Source organism: Salinibacterium sp. G-O1, from assembly GCF_030063305.1.
In the GTDB taxonomy this organism is placed as follows: Bacteria; Actinomycetota; Actinomycetes; order Actinomycetales; family Microbacteriaceae; genus Rhodoglobus.
The window spans coordinates 441211-458710 of record NZ_JASISV010000001.1 but is presented as its reverse complement, the minus strand read 5'-3'; the positions used below and the strand labels follow the sequence as shown (position 1 = coordinate 458710).

The following is a 17500-nucleotide window of genomic DNA, read 5'->3' as shown; positions in this document are numbered from 1 at the left end:
GCCCACAATGTCAACCCCCTATCCTGAGCCTCAGACCGCCCTAGGATCGCTCCATGTCATCCGTCGTGAGTCCGTCTTCGAGCGGCACAATTCCCGTCGCCCGCGCAACTGCGGCCGTCATCTACAACCCCATCAAGGTCGATATCGACGAGATCAAAGCGGCTATCGCCGCAGAGCAGGCGTCGCACGACTGGAACACCCTCTGGTTTGAAACCTCCGAGGAGGATCCGGGCGGAGGCCAGGCGAAGGAAGCGCTCGAAGCCGGCGCCACTCTGGTGATCGCGGCCGGAGGCGACGGCACCGTTCGCGCGGTCGCCGAGGTGCTCGCCGGAACGGATACCGCGATCTCGCTGCTGCCCTCAGGCACCGGCAACCTGCTCGCCCGAAACCTGGAGCTCACGCTCGACGACATCGAGCACTCGATCCGGACCGCGTACTCCGGCACCGATCGCAACATCGACGTCGCCGTCATCGACATCAAGAGGCCGGGCGGCAAGTCCGAAACCCTCACCTTCCTTGTGATGGCGGGCGTGGGGTTGGATGCCAAGATCATGAACAACACCGATCCGGACCTGAAGAAGAAGGTCGGATGGCTGGCCTACTCGCACGCGCTCTTTCGCGTGCTCCGCCAGAAGGATCAGCTGCGCATCCAATATCGCTCTGACAAGCCGAAGAGTCGCCGAGGTGGCAGCGCACAGGCCGTGATCGTGGGCAACTGCGGTTCGCTGCCGGCCAACATCCTGCTGTTGCCGGAAGCCGTGGTGGACGACGGCATGCTCGACATCGTCGTCTTGAAACCGGAATCGATCCGGGGCTGGTTCCAGCTTGTGTTCAAGGTGTTCTGGGAAAACGGGGTGGTCAAACGCACGAAAATTGGCCGCAAGATGACTGACGTCGATGTCGACGCTGTTGACATCGCCCAACTCACGGAATTCGAGGTTCGCCTGAGCCGGGCGGCGGAAATTGAACTGGACGGCGATCCGTTCGGCGAGGCCGTGGCGTTCACCGCGCGAGTGTCGCCCGGCGCCCTGAAACTGAAAGCACCTGTCGATGAGTAAGCCCAAGTACGCCAAGAAGATGCCCAAGAAGGCCTATGAGAAGGAACTTGAGCGCCTTCAGGCCGAGCTCGTTGATATGCAGCGTTGGGTCGTCGAGACCGGAACCCGGGTGCTCGTGATCTTCGAAGGTCGGGATGCCGCCGGCAAGGGTGGCTCGATCAAACGGGTCATGCAGTACCTCAACCCACGCTCGGCCCGAGTTGTAGCTCTCGCTCAGCCCACCGAGTCGGAGAAGGGCCAGTGGTACTACCAGCGCTACATTGAGCGCCTGCCGACGGCCGGCGAGATCGTGCTCATGGACCGCTCCTGGTACAACCGGGCAGGGGTCGAGAAGGTCATGGGTTTCTGCACACCCGAGGAACACGAACGCTTCCTGGAGCAGACGCCCGTGCTCGAACGCCTTCTCGTCGAGGATGGGATCATCCTCCTCAAGTACTGGTACTCGGTCTCGGATGACGAGCAGGAAAAGCGCTTCCGTTCGCGGCAGAAGGATCCCCTGCGACGCTGGAAGCTCTCGAAGACCGACGTTGCATCCATCACCAAGTGGGAGGACTACTCCCGGGCCAAAGACGAGATGTTCGAGCGCACCGATATCGACGAAGCACCATGGTGGACGATCGAGAGCGACGACAAGCGCACCGCGCGAATCAACACCCTCAACCACTTGCTCTCGAGCGTGCCCTATGAGCGCCTCGAGCCCGAGAAGGTCAAGATCCCGGATCGCCCGAGTGCCGACGACTACGAGCGACCCGACAAAGACGAATTTCGGTACGTGCCTGACCACGCCTCGACGCTGAAGTAGCGGCGTCCGGCGGTCAGTTCGCGATAGCCGGAATGATGGCGCCCGAGAACACCTGCCAGGCCAGCGCCGTCTTAGCGACAAGGCTCAGGGTGATGTAGGTGCGTTCACCCTGCAGGTAGCTCTTCCACTTACCGACCTGCTTGTACTGCAGCCACTGGTTGATGGCGAACGTGTTGAAGAACACGAACAGCGAGATGACGATGCCCACCACAAAGCCAGGTGCCGCAACATCGCTTGCGCTGCCTGGTCGCAGGAAATAGATAAGGATGAGGATCCACGGAACGATGCCGACCATCGATCCGAAGATGAAGGGCAGCATGCCGCCGGAACCGGGCTGCTCGTACTTCTCCTGAAGCGCACCGAACAGGATCATGGCGGCGTTGACGGCGAACACTGCGAACAGCGCACCGATGTCGGTGACACCATTGATCGCAAGGATGAGCCAGATCATGATCGACGAGCTCAGCGAATACTCAACCCAGCGGAAGTAATTGCGGTTGTGCTGAAGCCCGTTCTTGTATCGGCCGAAAAACGCGGGGCTTGAGATGAGGAAGTGGAAGAAGGCGCTGAGCGCAAGGAAGGCAACAACGCCGACGCCGATGTTCACCTCGAAAAGGGTCACACGCTCGGGAGGCACGGGCACTCCGGGAGGGCCCGCCAGATAGTCGGCAGTAACGGCGAAGAGAACCTGAGAGCTGAGCATCGTGAGCACAATGGCGAAGCCGATGGCCTGCACCAGGTGCACACTTCCAGCCACCATGTTGTAAATCCGCAACCGGGTTACTTGCTGATCAGGGGTGTAGACCTTCCTTGCCATAATCCAACTCCTTTGTCGGGTGAATCCCGACCGTAGCATCGCTGCCGCAACTCGGCCCCGAGTAGCGGGGTCGGGATCCCGTCATTCGGAGTGGCGGTCTGCTGAATGGCGATGAATTTACTTACGGTGTATCAGTGCCAAGACTGATCTCCGCTGTGGGCGGGCTGTGGATGAGACACGTCTATCGATGGCGCAACCTCGTCGACGACCTGCCGGTCCGCCCCCTGGATACGCCCGTCGCTCACGCATCGGGCGTTGACCCGGACTGCGTGTTCGTCGTCGGCAACGGCCTCGCTGTCGGATGGGGAGTGCTCACCCACGACCTCGCCGTGCCCGGGCAGTTGGCTCGGGCGCTCAGCGTCGCCACCGGGCGCGGGTCGGAAGTCCGCATCCACGCCGACCCAAGCATGACGATAGCGACCGCCGTGAGATCGCTATCCGCAGTGCCGATGGGTGCCTGTGACGCCGTCATCGTCTTTGTCGGCGCGAGTGATGCGTTCCAGCTGATCTCGGTGCGGCGCTGGAGACGCCATATGGACGGACTCCTCGATGCTCTCGAAGATGCGATGGGCGTGCATCCCGTGGTGATAGTCGGGGTGTCATCCCCCAGCGGAATACCGTTCTTCGGAACCCGTCCCGGCGGGCTGATCGATCGATGGGCCGAACGTCTCAACAGCGTCACCCAAAGCCTCTGCGAAAAACGAAGCTCCACCATCTACGTATCCCCGGTGTCGAGGGCGGACCTGCTCCCGGTGCCACTGGAACCATCAGACGATCGATACCGAGGACCTGAGGAATACCGTCAGGCCGCCCTTAACGTCGCCCATGTGCTCGTGCCGCTCCTGCGCTCAGACGAGTCGCGTCGCGACCACACTGTTAGGGGAACCGCTCAAACCGAGGATGACCGACTGGCTGCCCTCCGCCGGACGGGCATCCTCGACTCTCCTCCGGAAGAACGTTTCGATCGCATCGTGCGGATGGCGCGCACCATGTTCGGCACCGAGAGTGCCGCTTTTACGCTCATCGACGAGGGTCGGCAGTGGCATAAGTCCGCCGTGGGTGTCTCACACTCGGAATCGCCGCTCGACCAGTCCTTTTGCGCCACCACCGTCCAGTCGGCCACCCACTTCGTCGTCCCGGACGCGCGCCACGACGATCGGGCCGTGCCGTCCACCGATGTTCGTTTCTACGCTGGCTACCCGATCAAGGCTCCAGACGGGGTGCGCATCGGCGCCATCTGCGTGTTCGACAGCCGTCCGCGGCCCGCGCCCACCGACGAACAGCTCAGCTTCCTCAGGGAACTCGCCTTCAGAATTGAACGAGAGCTCGCCGTCCTCGTCTCGTAATTCAGGGCGGTCGGGGGCACGAACCAGGAGACATTTCATGACGATGTACTCGTACCTATCGGTGACCAGCGGCCCGTTGGAGGTCGGCATCGAAACCGCCGGCCCGCAGGACGGGTGGCCCGTTCTGCTTCTACACGGGTTTCCTTACGACCCGCATTCTTACTCTGCCGTCGCTGTGACACTAGCCTCGGCCGGGGCCAGGGTTCTCGTTCCCTACCTCCGCGGATTCGGACCAACCCGGTTCACCTCGGCGGCGACTCAACGGTCCGGTCAACAGGCCGCGATCGGGCGCGACGTGTTGCAGCTGATCGACACGCTGTCGCTGAAGGCACCCATCGTCGTCGGCTTCGACTGGGGAGGCCGCGCTGCCTGCGTGGCGGCCGCGCTCAGCCCGGGACACATCGGTGGCGTGGTCGCGCTCGGTGGTGATTCCATCCAGGACATTGCCTCTTCTAGCGAACCAGCACCACCCTGGGATGAGAACTTGGACTGGTATCAGTATTACTTCCACGGCGAGCGCGGGCGGGCAGGACTGACCCGGTATCGACGCGAGCTAGCCATGCAGTTGTGGAGCGAGTGGTCACCAGAACGCGCCATCTCCGGCGCCGACTTCGAGCGAGCAGCCGGGTCGTTCGACAATCCTGACTTTGTGGAGGTGGTAATCCACTCATACCGCCACCGCTTCGGGCTCGCGCCGGGCGCCCCGGAATACGACGAGGATGAACACCTCCTCGCGCAACTTCCCACCATCGACGTCCCCGCGATCGTCATCGACCCCACCCAGGACCCCATGATCACGCCGCGCACCCGCGACGAGCACACCGCTCGCTTCACGCGTCTGATCGATCACCGGCTCAGCGCGAGCGGGCACAATCAGCCTTTTGACGCGCCACTCGACGTCGCCCTCGCCGTTCAGGACCTGCATCGCGCGATCGTCGAACCGGAACCCTCGTGAGAGCTTCGGATCGGCGCGCGGTAGTGGGCTCCTAGGATTCGCCCCGCACCAGCGGGTTCTCGAAGCCCTTAAGAAGTGACGCGACCTTGATCATCGCGTGGTCACGCTCGCGCACGTTCTCTTCCCAGTTACCGAAGGGCAAATCCTGCTCGATCGCGTTGGCGACCGTATTGATGGTGGCGGGCGTCCATGGGTTCTCGAGACCGCGTTCGAGGCCGAATCGGGCGTACACCGCACCCAGAACCTCGGAGTGTTGGCGAAGGCCACCGCGAGTGTTTAGTTCGCTCGTGGCAAAAGGGCCGACGACTGACCATCGCCTCCCGAGCCCTTCCCTCACGAGCGTGTCGAGGTCAACCGCTGAAATTACTCCGTCCCGCACCAGGCAGTAGGCCTCTCGTAGGAGCGCTCCCTGCAGGCGGTTGAAAGCGAATCCTTCTATCTCGGTGTTGAGAAGGACGGGTGAGATCCTCACGCGCCTGAGGATTGCGGCTGTCGCTGCAACCGTCGCGGACGAGGTGAACTCGGCGGGAACGATCTCAGCGACGCGGAGGAAGTATGGCGGGTTCGCCGGGTGAACCACGAGGCAACGATCACGGCCTTCAAGTTCGCCCGCAAATTTCGAGGACGGAATTGCAGACGTCGAGCTTGCAAGCACGACCTCTTTTGGCGTCAACTGATCCAGCTGGTGGAAGAGTTCGCGCTTCACATCGATATTCTCGACGACGCACTCCTGCACGTACCCGACTCCGGAAACAACCTCGGCCAGCGTCTCCCACACGCTCATCCGCACGAGGATGTCGTCAACCGGCTCCGAGAGCAGTCCAGCGCCATGCATTTCGTGCAGCAATGACTCCGCTGCCGCCAGGGCCGACTCCCGTCGGGTCTCATCGAGCTCGAAGATCCGAACGTCAACACCGGCACTCGCGAAGACGATGCACCACGCGATTCCGATGCTGCCAGCGCCGACAATTGCGACCGACTGGATCTCGGAGTCAGGTTGTTCGAGGTTGGAGGTCGAATAAATTGTCATATGAGTGTGGCCCGTTCGAGAGGTTGAAGCGCGCGTGGCGCGGGCGTGACGCTGGTCACTAGCGGATGTACGACGCGCCGTTGAGGTCGATGGTCGAACCCGTCAGGCTCGGACATCGATCGGTTGCCAGAAAAGCTGTCAGCTCCGCCACCTCGCGAGGGTCTACATGGTGTCCCATCGCCAGTCCGTCCGCTGCTGCCTGAATTTCGTCGGGACTTAAACCGGAAGTTCCCATCCCGCCGCCAACAACACCTGGCGCCACGACGTACACGCGTACGCCATCGCGGGCATACGAGCGTGCCAACGTTTGCCCGAAGTTACGAAGCGCCGCTTTCGAGGCCGCATAAGCGTTGGCATCGGGCAGGCGGGAGCCCTGCTCGGCGGCCCAACTCGAAATCGCGATGATGCTTCCGAACCCTCGTTGCGAGAACGACAAAGCGGCCTCGCGCATGAGTGTCGCCGCGCCAAGCACGTTGACCTGGAATGAGCGCTCCCAGCTGCTGTCCCAGGCGTCGGTATCGTCGCCGGCCAACGGAGCGTGGGTCATCGCGGCTGCGTTGACGACAAGGGTGTCCATGTCGTGCCACTCTTCGACGCGACGCCATAGCTCCCGGGCGGATGGCGCAGAATCCAGCTCTGCGCGGAAGAGAGTCGAGCGCCCGGGGAGCGCTGCTGCCAGCGCACCTTCTGCTGCCGCCTCACGGCTTCGATAGGTGCCAGCCACTCGCGCGCCACGCTCGACGAATGTAGAGGCGATAAGGGATCCAATCGCGCCTGAAACCCCGGTGATCAATGCGGAACGGCCGTCAAGATCCAAGCCACTTGTCGTGTGCATCTAGAGCAGCCCTCCGTCGACAGCGACAATCTGCCCAGTAATCGCGGCGGAACTGCGGCCGGACAGGAACATCACCGCGTCAGCGATGTCGTCAGGCGTCGCGAGTGACCCCAATGCGGTAAGTCGTTCAGCGGCCATCAGCGCCTCGGTCTGGGTCATTCCCGTGATCGCGCTTCTGGATTCCATTCGCTCCAGCAGTGCGTCGGTCGCGACAGGTCCGGGGGCGACGGCATTCACTCGGATGCCCCGGGGACCGAGCGACTGCGCAGCCGAACGGACGACTCCTAGGACTGCATGTTTGCTTGCCGCGTATGCGAGCAGGTTCGGGTCTCCACGCCATGAATTGAGCGACCCGATAGCGACGATGGTTGACCCCCGAGGCATGTCGCGTGCAGCGTACTTCATGGCTGCGACGAACCCGGTGACGTTTACAGCGAGGGTTCGATTCAACATCTCGAGGTCAACGTCGGTTGGGCTATGCCAACTGGGCACAACTCCCGCCGCCGCGACAAGCCCATCAAATGGGCCATTTTCTTCAACGTCTGCCTGGATGGCATCGCGCACGGCGGCTTCATCTGTGACATCTACCGCTACTGCCGGCCATGCGGTGGGTGCCGCAGGATCCACCGTCTGATCAACGATGAGTCCGGAGGCGCCCGCACTCGACAGACGCCGGACGACCGCGGCCCCGATACCCCGGGCTCCGCCGGTCACGAGAAAACGGCGCGACACAAATTCCGTTGGTGAGTCGGTCGATCCGCGTGCATCTGCTGATTCGTCCATTTCTCCTACAACGCTTCGTCGGCGGGCAAGTGCGGTTCTGCGTTCCGCGGGGCAAACCTCGCCATATGACACTGACGATGCACCCGTGGGAAATACGGGGGCCGCATCCCAAAACTGTACGATATGCGAACCTTTGAACGCAAGGCGAACTTTTATGTTCGCCTTGCGTTCAAACGTTCGGTGTGCAAACCTTTTCCCCTAGGCGACCACGCCGTCATCCTGGATCAGGCACCTAACCCCGAGTTGGTGCCGGCGCCGGGTAGCCGTCACATGAGCACCGGAGGATTCGGATGACCAGTCAGGCCACCCATGGTTTTGGTTCGTTGATAGGCCTTGATCACATCGGCGTGGGCGTCTCCGACATGGATTCATCGCTCGAGTTCTATGCGCAACTGGGCTTCTCGGACGTCGTGTTCGACTACGCCGGACCCCTGGGCGGCCTTCAGGAGGCAACAGGACACGATTCAACGGAAGCCCGCGTCGTTTACTTGCGCAGCATCAACCCCACCGTCTTAGGCCGATCCGGTGTGAAGCTGGTTCAGATCACGAGCCGCGAGCAGGGGCCACTCCCGGAGGGATTCGCCTATGGCGAGCCGGGCATCTGCGAGGTGTGCCTGCACGTCAAGGGCCAGGCCGAGTTCTACCAATCACTAGTCGCATCGGGCCATACAAGCCTGATGGAGCCCGACGAGCAGGTTCTCGATCCGTACCAGACGCATTGCGGGCTCTCGTATGTCGAAGATCCCGATGGCGCAAAGATCGAGCTCATCGAATGGTCAACGCTCGAATCAGGGTGGCCGCATCCGAGCGGCCCTCAAGGGGTAAATCACGTCGCTTTCGGGGTCACCGATATCGAGCAAACCGAGGCTTTCTACCGAAAACTGGGTTTCACCGGCAAACTATTCGATGCCAGCGGGGTGAACACGCCGATGAACCCATGGTTCGAATCAGTTGGCCGGGTACCACCAGTCCAGCGGATGATGCTGCTGACGAGCCCGCACGGTGGGGCACTTGAACCCGTCGAACAGGACCCACCTGGCGCAGACATGCGCGGTGAATGGGGCCACCTCGGCACCTTCGAATTCGCCATCGGCGCCCGGAACCTCGACCTTGCACTCGCCTATTTGAAGGCCATGGACATCCCCCTCGTTGGCGAGCCCGTCGAGATCACGATGACGGACGGCCAGGTGTGGCGCTACGCGTACTTCCAGGATCCAGCCGGCCTTTATGTCTCTATTACGGAGGTCCGCGCATGAGTACCCGTGTCGACGAAATGCGACCCGCCGGCGGCAACGCTGTCAAAACCCCCATCGTTCAGATTCGGGGACTCCACAAATCCTTCGGGCAGACGGAAGTTCTGCACGGAATCAACCTCGATATTCATCAGGGCGAGCACGTCGTGCTTTTCGGCCCCTCGGGCTCGGGAAAGTCCACCGTGCTGCGCAGCATCAACCTTCTCGAAGAACCCACCAAGGGCTCGCTGAAGGTTGATGGAGTCGAGTACGGCCCCGGGTTTGCCGATGAGAACCTGAAGCGCGGAACAAAGCTGCAGTTGCGGCGCAAAGTGGGAATGGTCTTCCAGCAATTCAACCTATTCCCCCACCTGTGCGCTCTTGATAATGTCGCGCTGCCACAGCGCAAAGCGCAGGGAAAGAGCATGAGCGACGCGCGCGAACATGCAGCGGAAGCCTTGCGAAAGGTGGGCCTCCTTGAGCGAGCCGGGCACTACCCATCTGAGCTATCTGGTGGTCAACAGCAGCGCGTTGCCATCGCGCGAGCCCTGGCGCTGGATCCGGATGTGATCCTTTTCGATGAACCGACCTCCGCGCTTGACCCTGAGCTCGTTGGCGAGGTGCTGAAGAGCATGCGCGAGGTTGCGGAGACGGGGATGACCATTGTGGTCGTCACTCACGAGTTTGGTTTCGCTCGGGAAATTGGCGATCTCAACGTGTTCATGGAAAACGGACGAATCGTTGAATCGGGGCCGCGCGGCTTCTACGACAACTGCACAACCGAACGAGCCAAAGAATTCCTGAAAGCGGTGAAGTGATGAGCCTGTTCGACTTTGACTGGGGACTCATCTGGGACAACCGCGGGGCCCTGATCAACGGAATGTGGACGGCGTTGTCGGTGTCCACAGTCGCCCTCCTGATCTCGACAGTGGTTGGGCTGCTGCTGGCGGTCCTGCGAAACGGCCCCAGGTCCGTTAGCTGGATTGCCGTCGGTTACATCAACGTGTTCCGTGGCGTTCCAGCCCTCGTGAGTGTCATCTGGGTCTACTTTGGCCTCTCGTTGGTACTCGGTATCAGCTTCAGCGTGTTCCAGGCAGGCGTGATCGCGCTGTCGATGCTTTACAGCGCCTTCCTTGCGGAGATCTTCCGCTCTGCACTCACCGCTGTCCCGCACGGACATACGGAAGCCGGCTGGGCGTTGGGGATGCGTACGAGCCAGATCTTCTTCTCGGTTTCCCTTCCTCAGGCGATCAAGATTGCACTGCCAAACATCGGCAGCATGTACATCGGGATGGTCAAAGACACCTCCACGTTCACGGTGATCGGCCTGCTCGAGGTCGTCCGCGTCACACAGAACCTGGTTGCGACGACATTCCAGCCCTTCGTGCTGTACACGGCAGCGGCGATCATCTACGTGATCGCCGCATTCGCGATCGACCTGGTCTTCAGGCTCGTCGAGGGCGTCTACGTTCGCCCACCCAAGGCCCTTCTCGGGCGCGCGATCAGGGCCCGTCAACGTCGCAACATCGACAAGATCGTTGCCAAAACCAGGGCCAGCTCCCTTGCCACCGCGCAGCTCTTTGTGAAGTAGCGCAGACCTCAACCCGTCGCCCAATCACACCTCAACAAACAACCAGAAGGAGAACAGCATGAAGACACGATCCGTCAGGAAGGCCCTGAAGTTGCCGCTCGTTGCGACAATGGCAGCTGCAGCGTTAGTGCTTTCAGCGTGCGCCAGCGGGGGCGCCAGCGGAGGCGCCACTGAAGAATCCGCCGCCCCGGAGAACGACGGACTGATGACGCCAGGAGTTCTCGTCGTCGGAATGAACCTTCAGTACAAGCCGCAGATGTACCTCGAGGGCGACAAGCCCACTGGCTACGACGTCGAGCTTCTCAACGCACTCGCCGAAGAGATGGGAGTTGAACTCGAGATCAAGAACCTGGACTTTGCTGGCCTGATTCCAGGGCTGCAGGCCAAGCAGTTCGACATGGTCTCCGTCGGCCTTAGTGCCACCGATGAGCGGAAGAAAGTTATCGACTTCTCCCGCGGCTACATTCCCTACAGCAGCATTCTCGCTGTGCCCGAAGGGGACAGCACGAGCTTGACGATCGATGAGCTCAATAAGGAGGGTGTGATCATCACGGCCCTTCAGGGTTCGAGCAACGAACAGCTGATCCGCGACAACTTCCCCAACGCCACCGTCAGCGGATTCCCCGACCAGAATGCAGCGCTTCTTGAGGTTGCCACCGGTCGTGCGGCTGCGGTCGTCGTCGAGGACTATATTCTCGCCCAGTTCAGCATTGCCAACCCCAACCAGCTGGCACAGGCCAAGGTGGATGGTCCGTTGAGCCTCTACTACGGCTCGTGGGGAGTTCAGAAGGACAACAGCGCCCTGGTGTCAAAGCTTGACGCGTTCCTCTGCAAGGTGCAGAACGACGGCACACTCGCCGACCTGTACCGCTCGATCATGGCACCCGAAATGCCCGACATGCCGGGTGGCTGCTAACCAATGCAAGAAGATGAGCGTGTTTTCGATGTCCTCGTGGTGGGGGGCGGTCCCGCCGGAATGGCTGCTGCCTCCACGGCAGCGGCCGCAGGCCTGAAGACAGCGCTCATCGATGAACGCCCAACTCTCGGGGGCCAGGTATACAAACAACCTGGCCCCGGGATGCGGGTTACAGACCCTCGAGCAATGGGTGCGCAGTACCGCGCTGGCCGCCGCCTCATCGACGAGGCGGCGCGGAGCGGCGCCGAGATCGTCCTGCGGGCGAGTGTGGTCAGCGTCGAACCCTCCCCGCACGGTTGGACCGCGATGGTGCAGCGAGAGGGTCAGACCGTCGAGCGGATGTCGGCTGCCCGGGTCGTTATCGCCGCGGGCGCCAACGACCGGCCCGTGGTGTTTCCGGGTTGGACGCTTCCCGGGGTTATCACCGCTGGCGGCCTCCAAACATTGGCAAAGACACAGGCTGTAATTCCCGGCGACCGCATCGTCTTCGCCGGGTCCGGCCCCGTAGCTCTCGCATTCCCCGCCCAGCTCGCCGGCTATGGGGCAAATATCGTGACAGCTCTCGAGTCGGGCCCCGCTCCCTGCATCACAGATCTCGCACGGGTTGCCCTGGCCGCGCCCGGCAACGTCGGGCTTCTCCGTGACGCGGCGAAGTATCGAGCTTCCCTTCTTAAGCACAGGATTCCCCTGAGGTACGGTCGCATTGTCGTGCGCGCAGAAGGCGAGGGGCACGTCGAACGCGTCGTTCACGCGGCGGTAGATGAGCATTGGCGGGTGCTGCCGGGCACAGAAGAGATCATCGACGCCGACGTGCTCTGCGTCGGCTACGGATTCTCCCCCGCCACCGAACTCCTCCGGCTGGTCGGCTGCGAATTCGACGACAACGAGGATCTCGGCGGACCCGTTGTCCGCCGAGACGAGTGGTGTCGCACCGGCGTTGCCGGTATCTACGCGGCTGGCGACGGAACCGGAGTCGAAGGCTCCGCGGTCGCTGCAGACGAAGGACGGTTGGCGGCGTTGGCTGTGGCCACCGACGCCGACGCGCTCACCGACGAGGAAGCCGCGGCTCGCGCATCTCGGCTTCTCTCAGCGCTCAAGCGCCGCCGGGCCCTCACCGCGGCCGCTGAACGCATGTACCACGTCGGCGATGGCATCTTCGAGCTCGCCACGCACGACACCACGGTCTGTCGCTGCGAGGGCATAAAGCTCTCCGCGATCGCGGAGGCGATCGATCAGGCTCCCGACGTGAGTGCGGTGAAGGGGCTGACTCGCGCAGGAATGGGCCCGTGCCAGGGGCGGATGTGCGGCCGCCATATTGCATCGATGATTGCCGAGAACCGAGGAGTGTCGATCTCCGAAGTTGCGCCGACGACTCCCCGAATGCCTGTGCGACCAACACCGATCAGCGCGATCGCAAACGCGAACGTTTCAGACCCCGGCCTTTTCGACACCAAGGCCGACTCGACCAAACCTGTGCGCGCTGAGCGGCTGTTCTCTGAGGCCCCGGAGAACGCTGAAGAGGTCGACGTCCTGGTCATCGGCGGTGGGATCGCCGGCGCGGCTGTCACCTATTACCTCGCGAAAGAGGGCGTGGAGGTGACGCTCCTCGAACGAGGGGAGCTGAATCGGGAAGCCTCGGGCACCAATGCCGGAAGCTTTCACTTTCAACTTGCCATCCACCAGCTCTCGGGCGCAGGAACCACGGCAGACAGGGACCGCCTGCTCGGCGATGCCCGTGACAGCGTCCGAGCCTATGAGCTGTGGAAGGGCCTCAGCAAGGAACTTGGAGCCGACGTTGGTCTTCACCAGACCGGCGGCTGGATGGTCGCCGAGACTGCGGAACAGCTGCAGATCCTGCACGAAAAACACCTTCTCGAAGCCGAAGCCGGAATAGAAACCGAAGTGCTCACGGGCGCGGAACTCCGCGATCGGGCTCCGTACTTTTCGGACAGGGTCCTGGGGGCAACGTACTGTGGCCTGGAAGGGCACGCCAATCCACTCACCACCGCGCCGCTCTACGCGCAGCGCGCTGCGGAGGCTGGTGCCACCATTAGGACTCACACTGAGGTGCTGGGCATCGAAGTCAACGACGCATCCCCATCTCGACGTTTCACTGTGCACACCTCGCAGGGCACCTTCTACGCCCGCCGTGTCGTCAATTGTGCCGCGGCCTGGGCCGGCGAACTCGCCGAAATGGTGGGACTCAACTTCCCGATCAGGCGCGAAGGCCTGCACGTCAATGTGACCGAAGCCCGACCGCACTTGCTCCCCTCCATGGTGCAGCACATCGGCCGCCGGCTCACACTGAAGCAGACCTCCCACGGCGGGTTCATTGTGGGTGGAGGTTGGCCGACGGGCGAGTCCGCCTACCCGACCCGGTACCCCACCACGTGGCAGAGCGCTTCCGGAAATCTCAACGTCGCCCGAGAGATCATTCCCGCTCTCGACGATGTCAGAGTAATCCGCACGTGGTCTGGGGTGATCGCTTTTACTGAAGACAAGTCACCCATTGTCGGCGAGTCCGCGAAAGTGCCTGGTTACTTCGCCTGCGTTGCGACTACGGGGTTCACGTTTTCCCCCATCTTCGCGTACCAGGTGTCTGAACAGATCCTGAATCAGCACACGGGATCGTCACCCTTCCACGAGCGTTTCTCCCTTGACCGGATGTCGTAAGACGTTCGCCACAGAATCCACCAAAGCTATGCAAAACCAGATAATAGGAGCTGAGAAATGAATCGTGATGACATCGATTGGGCTGGGTACCTGCCCGCGGTAGTGACCCCGTTCACTGAGTCCGGCGCGCTCGACACCGAAACGATGCACGCACTGATCGAACAGTACGTAGAACGCGGGATGCACGGTGCCGTAGTCAATGGCACGTGCGGCGAGTGGTTCTCGCAAAGTGTCGACGAACGAAAAACTGTCGCCGAAACGGCCGTCGGTGCAGCGAATGGAAGAATGCGGGTGCTCGTGGGCTGCACCTCGAACACCGTAGAGAACGTGCAGGTGCTGGCACGTCACGCTCTCGACGCCGGCGCCGACGGTGTGCTCGTGTCCCCGCCGCCCTACATCAAACTGTTCCCCAACGAAGTGGTGACCTGGTACGAAGAGGTCAGTGCCGCAGTCAAGGGGCCCACAGTCGTCTACAACTGGCCGCACGGCACCGGCATCGATATCGACTCTGACCTCGCAGACCGCCTGGCAGACATCGACTCGATCGTCGCGATCAAGGACAGCACGCCGAACGCCGACCAGTTCTTCGAGACGTCGCGTCGCGTGCGTGACCGCGTGCGCGTCTTCGGCCCGTATATGTCCGCTCGTGGTGTGGAGGTGCTTCGCACAGAGGGTGGCGACGGCACCGTAGGTGGGGGCTCCCTCTTCGGGGCTCCGGACCCGGCGTTCTGGGAGAGCTACTGGGCAGGCGACTTTGAATCCATGGAGCGGTATGCGGCGATCCAGGATCGTCTCTTCCCGAAGCTGTGGCTTCCGGGCGGCTGGGCCGGAATCTACGGTGGCTACCAGTCACAGCTGAAAGCGTTGATGCACATGCTGGACCAGCCTGCCGGACACGTTCGCCGTCCCCGGCTGCCGGTGAATGACCCGGAGGCTCTTTCGGCTATGCGGGCCGTTCTCGTTGACGAAGGCTTGCTCGCCCCCACTGCGGGTCAATCGTGAGTTCGGGCCGCACTACTGGTCACGGCATGGAACGTGGAGCTCGCGTGCGCATCGTCGTCGATGGCGTAACGCAGGATGCGTTCGAGGGCGAGAGCGTCGCCGCCGCGATCATGGCGTGCGGCCAAAATGACCTTCGCGAAGACGAATCAGGCGAGCCACGAGGTTATTTCTGCGGTATGGGAATTTGCTTCGACTGCGTGATGACGATCGATGGAGTGCCCAACACCCGCACCTGTGTCACGTGGGTGCGGGACGGCCTGACCGTCGAACGACAACGTGGAGCCGGACTTGCTTCGGACCAGCCGTGAACCCAAGTTTTAGAGTGATTTCCATCGAGAGGACCTTGTATGCCTAGCCCCAAGTCTCAACTGTTTGAGCCGATTACCATCAATGGACTCACCGTTCCGCATCGCCTCTGGGTTGCCCCTATGTGCATGTACTCCTCGATCGATGGCCACCCGGCCGACTTCCATGTGGCACACTACGGCTCGTACGCGCTTGGGCGCGCCGGCCTAATCATGACCGAAGCAACCGCAGTCTCCCCCGAGGGACGAATCTCTCCCGATGACGCAGGATTTTGGAATGACGATCACACCACCGGGTGGCGTCGAGTTGTCGATTTCGTGCACAGCATGGACTCGCTCATCGGCATGCAGCTCTCCCACGCGGGGCGCAAGGCTTCGACCGCTCCACCGACGCGCGGTCGGGGATACGTTCCGCCCGCCGAGGGCGGTTGGGCCACGGTCGGACCGACCGACCTACCGTACGAGCCGTTTGCGGCGCCCATCGCCCTTGACATCGCTGGCATCAAGAAGGTTGTCGATGACTACCGCGCCGCCGCCCGCCGAGCTGTCGAAGCCGGTTTCAATCTTGTTGAGATTCATGCCGCGCACGGGTACCTTCTGGGGCAGTTCCTGTCCCCGACCTCGAACACTCGTACCGACGAATATGGGAAGGACGACGCCGGACGCTCGCGCCTTCTTCGCGAGGTAATCGGAGCGGTCCGCGAAGTGATTCCCGCCGACATGCCGCTCGTCGTGCGCCTGTCCGCCACGGAGTGGGTACCCGGCGGCGTCACGGTGGACGACACCATCGCGGTGATTCGTGGCCTCGTCGGTGTCGACCTCATCAGCGTGTCTTCGGGTGGCAACAGCCCGGGCCAACACATCGTGCCCGGACCCGGCTACCAGCAGCCGCTGGCGCGCAAGATTCGCGCAGAGGTCGACATCCCTGTTGCCGTCGCCGGTCTCATCACATCGCCCCAGCAGGCAGAAGCTGCCATTGTCACCGGCGACACCGACATCGTCTTTGTTGCGCGTCAGTTCCTGCGCGAACCCCATTTTGCCCTTCGTGCTGCGTCAGAACTGGGTGGCGAACTCGAGTGGGCATGGCAATACAACCGGGCCAAATACTGGAACAGCATCCCGTAGACCGCACGGCCTGGCCCACTCAGTCGCAGGCCGTCACACGTTGTTTCTTAGCCCAACCATCGTGAGGCGGCCTTCGCTGAGAGCATGCCCGATTCGCAGAGCCAGCCGACTGACTCAGCGACCGCGTCCTCTGCCGAGTAGCGAGGTCGGTAACCCAACTCAGTCCTCGCACGTTCGATGCTCATCACCTGGCTCCGGGAAATGTGCTCGAATGATGTCGATGCCTGGGTCGGCGACACTCGCTCACGGAAAGCCTCGAACGGCACGAATTCAAAGGCCACCTCGCGACCAAATCGCGTCGCAATCGCAGCGGCGAGGCCCCGGAGATTACTGGCGCGCGCGGCGACGGCATTGAAGACGTCGAACGCGGGAGCGGTTTCGCGTTCGATGGCCAGCTGAAATGCCTGGGCTACGTCGCTCGCATGTACATGGTGAAGGGTCTCCAACCCGAAGTTTGGCAACGCCACCGGTTCCCCGGCAGCGATGGTTTCCCATACCTCGAGACCACCGTGGCCCTGGGGATTGATGACGGCCCATCCTGGCCCGCAGATCTGGCCGGGGCGAATGACCGTGCTTCGCAGCCCCCCTGGACGCAGTGACTCGAGGCGCAGAATCTCCTCGATCGCGGCCTTGTCGATGCCGTAGTCCCCCCATGGTTCGCTCACCACGTCTTCATCTGCCGGCACCGATGCCAGACGCCCCTTGACCCAGATGGTGCTGCACATGATCAACCGAAGAACACGGCCCCGAAGTCCGTCGACAAGGTGTTGAGCCGAATCGGGGGTGAAACAGATCATGTCCACAACGACGTCTCCGTTGAGGCTCGCGATGTCCTCCGCGAAAGTGCCGGCGCGCTCGGCCGCGTCGCGGTCGATTACGACGTGCTCCACCGAGTCCCACGCATCGTGTTGACGATACCGAGGGCGCGCGTTCCGGCTGACAGCCACGACCTCGTGGCCGGAAGCCACGAGGTCGGGAATCAGGTATCCCCCGACATGCCCCGTGGCCCCAATAACGACAACTCTCACCA

At 62.2% G+C, this 17500-nt stretch carries 17 protein-coding genes; 12 read left to right on the top strand and 5 right to left on the bottom strand.

The window, feature by feature from the left end; translation table 11 throughout:
* The first annotated feature begins 53 nt into the window (after window positions 1–53).
* Both QMG83_RS02240 and ppk2 read left to right on the top strand, forming a co-directional pair.
* Window positions 54–1058 carry a diacylglycerol/lipid kinase family protein gene (locus QMG83_RS02240; protein ID WP_283503739.1) on the top strand — a complete coding sequence of 335 codons (1005 nt, stop codon included), beginning with the start codon at window positions 54–56 and terminating at the stop codon, window positions 1056–1058.
* A complete protein-coding gene (gene ppk2, locus QMG83_RS02235) occupies window positions 1051–1860 on the top strand; it encodes a polyphosphate kinase 2 (RefSeq protein WP_283503738.1) in 810 nt (269 codons plus the stop codon). Before QMG83_RS02240 ends, ppk2 begins: the two co-directional genes overlap by 8 nt.
* 13 nt (window positions 1861–1873) lie before the next feature.
* Here the strand turns inward: ppk2 and heR are convergent, their stop codons facing one another.
* On the bottom strand, window positions 1874–2677 hold the full coding sequence (gene heR, locus QMG83_RS02230) for a heliorhodopsin HeR (protein ID WP_283503737.1): 804 nt from the start codon (window positions 2675–2677) through the stop codon (window positions 1874–1876).
* A 134-nt stretch (window positions 2678–2811) separates the two neighbouring features.
* On the opposite strand from heR, the gene QMG83_RS02225 reads away from it, so the two are divergent.
* Together QMG83_RS02225 and QMG83_RS02220 are read left to right on the top strand one after the other, a co-directional pair.
* Window positions 2812–4023, top strand: coding sequence for a GAF domain-containing protein (locus tag QMG83_RS02225; protein ID WP_283503736.1), 1212 nt, complete (start codon window positions 2812–2814; stop codon window positions 4021–4023).
* Between the two features lie 37 nt (window positions 4024–4060).
* The gene (locus QMG83_RS02220; RefSeq protein ID WP_349357290.1) at window positions 4061–4978 is read left to right on the top strand and encodes an alpha/beta hydrolase; all 918 of its coding nucleotides are present in this window, start codon (window positions 4061–4063) and stop codon (window positions 4976–4978) included.
* 31 nt (window positions 4979–5009) lie between these two features.
* Here the strand turns inward: QMG83_RS02220 and QMG83_RS02215 are convergent, their stop codons facing one another.
* From QMG83_RS02215 to QMG83_RS02205, 3 genes are read right to left on the bottom strand one after another with little or no spacing between them, the layout of a single operon-like run.
* Window positions 5010–6008 carry a 3-hydroxyacyl-CoA dehydrogenase gene (locus QMG83_RS02215; RefSeq protein WP_283503735.1) on the bottom strand — a complete coding sequence of 333 codons (999 nt, stop codon included), beginning with the start codon at window positions 6006–6008 and terminating at the stop codon, window positions 5010–5012.
* A 58-nt stretch (window positions 6009–6066) separates the two neighbouring features.
* Window positions 6067–6843, bottom strand: coding sequence for an SDR family NAD(P)-dependent oxidoreductase (locus QMG83_RS02210; RefSeq protein ID WP_283503734.1), 777 nt, complete (start codon window positions 6841–6843; stop codon window positions 6067–6069).
* On the bottom strand, window positions 6844–7626 hold the full coding sequence (locus QMG83_RS02205) for an SDR family NAD(P)-dependent oxidoreductase (protein ID WP_283503733.1): 783 nt from the start codon (window positions 7624–7626) through the stop codon (window positions 6844–6846). It abuts the gene before it with no gap.
* 290 nt (window positions 7627–7916) lie between these two features.
* On the opposite strand from QMG83_RS02205, the gene QMG83_RS02200 reads away from it, so the two are divergent.
* Genes QMG83_RS02200 through QMG83_RS02165 form a run of 8 tightly spaced genes read left to right on the top strand, consistent with a single transcriptional unit; the run spans window position 7917 to window position 16470 of the window.
* Window positions 7917–8882, top strand: coding sequence for a VOC family protein (locus QMG83_RS02200; RefSeq protein ID WP_283503732.1), 966 nt, complete (start codon window positions 7917–7919; stop codon window positions 8880–8882).
* A complete protein-coding gene (locus QMG83_RS02195; protein ID WP_349357289.1) occupies window positions 8879–9676 on the top strand; it encodes an amino acid ABC transporter ATP-binding protein in 798 nt (265 codons plus the stop codon). The genes QMG83_RS02200 and QMG83_RS02195 overlap by 4 nt, the downstream gene beginning before the upstream one ends.
* Window positions 9676–10449: an amino acid ABC transporter permease gene (locus QMG83_RS02190; protein WP_283503731.1), complete on the top strand. Its 774-nt coding sequence runs from the start codon at window positions 9676–9678 to the stop codon at window positions 10447–10449. Before QMG83_RS02195 ends, QMG83_RS02190 begins: the two co-directional genes overlap by 1 nt.
* Before the next feature lie 58 nt (window positions 10450–10507).
* Window positions 10508–11365, top strand: coding sequence for an ABC transporter substrate-binding protein (locus QMG83_RS02185; RefSeq protein ID WP_283503730.1), 858 nt, complete (start codon window positions 10508–10510; stop codon window positions 11363–11365).
* Between the two features lie 3 nt (window positions 11366–11368).
* Window positions 11369–14038, top strand: a complete 2670-nt coding sequence (locus tag QMG83_RS02180) for an FAD-dependent oxidoreductase (protein ID WP_283503729.1) — start codon at window positions 11369–11371, stop codon at window positions 14036–14038.
* Between the two features lie 57 nt (window positions 14039–14095).
* Complete coding sequence (locus QMG83_RS02175; protein WP_283503728.1) at window positions 14096–15040, top strand: dihydrodipicolinate synthase family protein; 945 nt, start codon at window positions 14096–14098, stop codon at window positions 15038–15040.
* A gap of 26 nt (window positions 15041–15066) precedes the next feature.
* Window positions 15067–15348: a (2Fe-2S)-binding protein gene (locus QMG83_RS02170; protein ID WP_283503727.1), complete on the top strand. Its 282-nt coding sequence runs from the start codon at window positions 15067–15069 to the stop codon at window positions 15346–15348.
* 39 nt (window positions 15349–15387) lie between these two features.
* Window positions 15388–16470, top strand: a complete 1083-nt coding sequence (locus QMG83_RS02165; protein WP_283503726.1) for an NADH:flavin oxidoreductase/NADH oxidase — start codon at window positions 15388–15390, stop codon at window positions 16468–16470.
* Between the two features lie 47 nt (window positions 16471–16517).
* Here the strand turns inward: QMG83_RS02165 and QMG83_RS02160 are convergent, their stop codons facing one another.
* On the bottom strand, window positions 16518–17498 hold the full coding sequence (locus tag QMG83_RS02160; protein ID WP_283503725.1) for an NAD-dependent epimerase/dehydratase family protein: 981 nt from the start codon (window positions 17496–17498) through the stop codon (window positions 16518–16520).
* Window positions 17499–17500 lie beyond the last annotated feature (2 nt).

Coding starts and splice junctions, on each gene's coding strand:
- QMG83_RS02180 (WP_283503729.1), top strand. CDS start 11,369: ATGCAAGAAGATGAGCGTGTTTTCGATGTCCTCGTGGTGGGGGGCGGT.
- QMG83_RS02190 (WP_283503731.1), top strand. CDS start 9,676: ATGAGCCTGTTCGACTTTGACTGGGGACTCATCTGGGACAACCGCGGG.
- QMG83_RS02195 (WP_349357289.1), top strand. CDS start 8,879: ATGAGTACCCGTGTCGACGAAATGCGACCCGCCGGCGGCAACGCTGTC.
- QMG83_RS02175 (WP_283503728.1), top strand. CDS start 14,096: ATGAATCGTGATGACATCGATTGGGCTGGGTACCTGCCCGCGGTAGTG.
- ppk2 (WP_283503738.1), top strand. CDS start 1,051: ATGAGTAAGCCCAAGTACGCCAAGAAGATGCCCAAGAAGGCCTATGAG.
- QMG83_RS02170 (WP_283503727.1), top strand. CDS start 15,067: ATGGAACGTGGAGCTCGCGTGCGCATCGTCGTCGATGGCGTAACGCAG.
- QMG83_RS02240 (WP_283503739.1), top strand. CDS start 54: ATGTCATCCGTCGTGAGTCCGTCTTCGAGCGGCACAATTCCCGTCGCC.
- QMG83_RS02210 (WP_283503734.1), bottom strand. CDS start 6,843: ATGCACACGACAAGTGGCTTGGATCTTGACGGCCGTTCCGCATTGATC.
- QMG83_RS02205 (WP_283503733.1), bottom strand. CDS start 7,626: ATGGACGAATCAGCAGATGCACGCGGATCGACCGACTCACCAACGGAA.
- QMG83_RS02215 (WP_283503735.1), bottom strand. CDS start 6,008: ATGACAATTTATTCGACCTCCAACCTCGAACAACCTGACTCCGAGATC.
- QMG83_RS02165 (WP_283503726.1), top strand. CDS start 15,388: ATGCCTAGCCCCAAGTCTCAACTGTTTGAGCCGATTACCATCAATGGA.
- QMG83_RS02200 (WP_283503732.1), top strand. CDS start 7,917: ATGACCAGTCAGGCCACCCATGGTTTTGGTTCGTTGATAGGCCTTGAT.
- heR (WP_283503737.1), bottom strand. CDS start 2,677: ATGGCAAGGAAGGTCTACACCCCTGATCAGCAAGTAACCCGGTTGCGG.
- QMG83_RS02185 (WP_283503730.1), top strand. CDS start 10,508: ATGAAGACACGATCCGTCAGGAAGGCCCTGAAGTTGCCGCTCGTTGCG.
- QMG83_RS02220 (WP_349357290.1), top strand. CDS start 4,061: ATGACGATGTACTCGTACCTATCGGTGACCAGCGGCCCGTTGGAGGTC.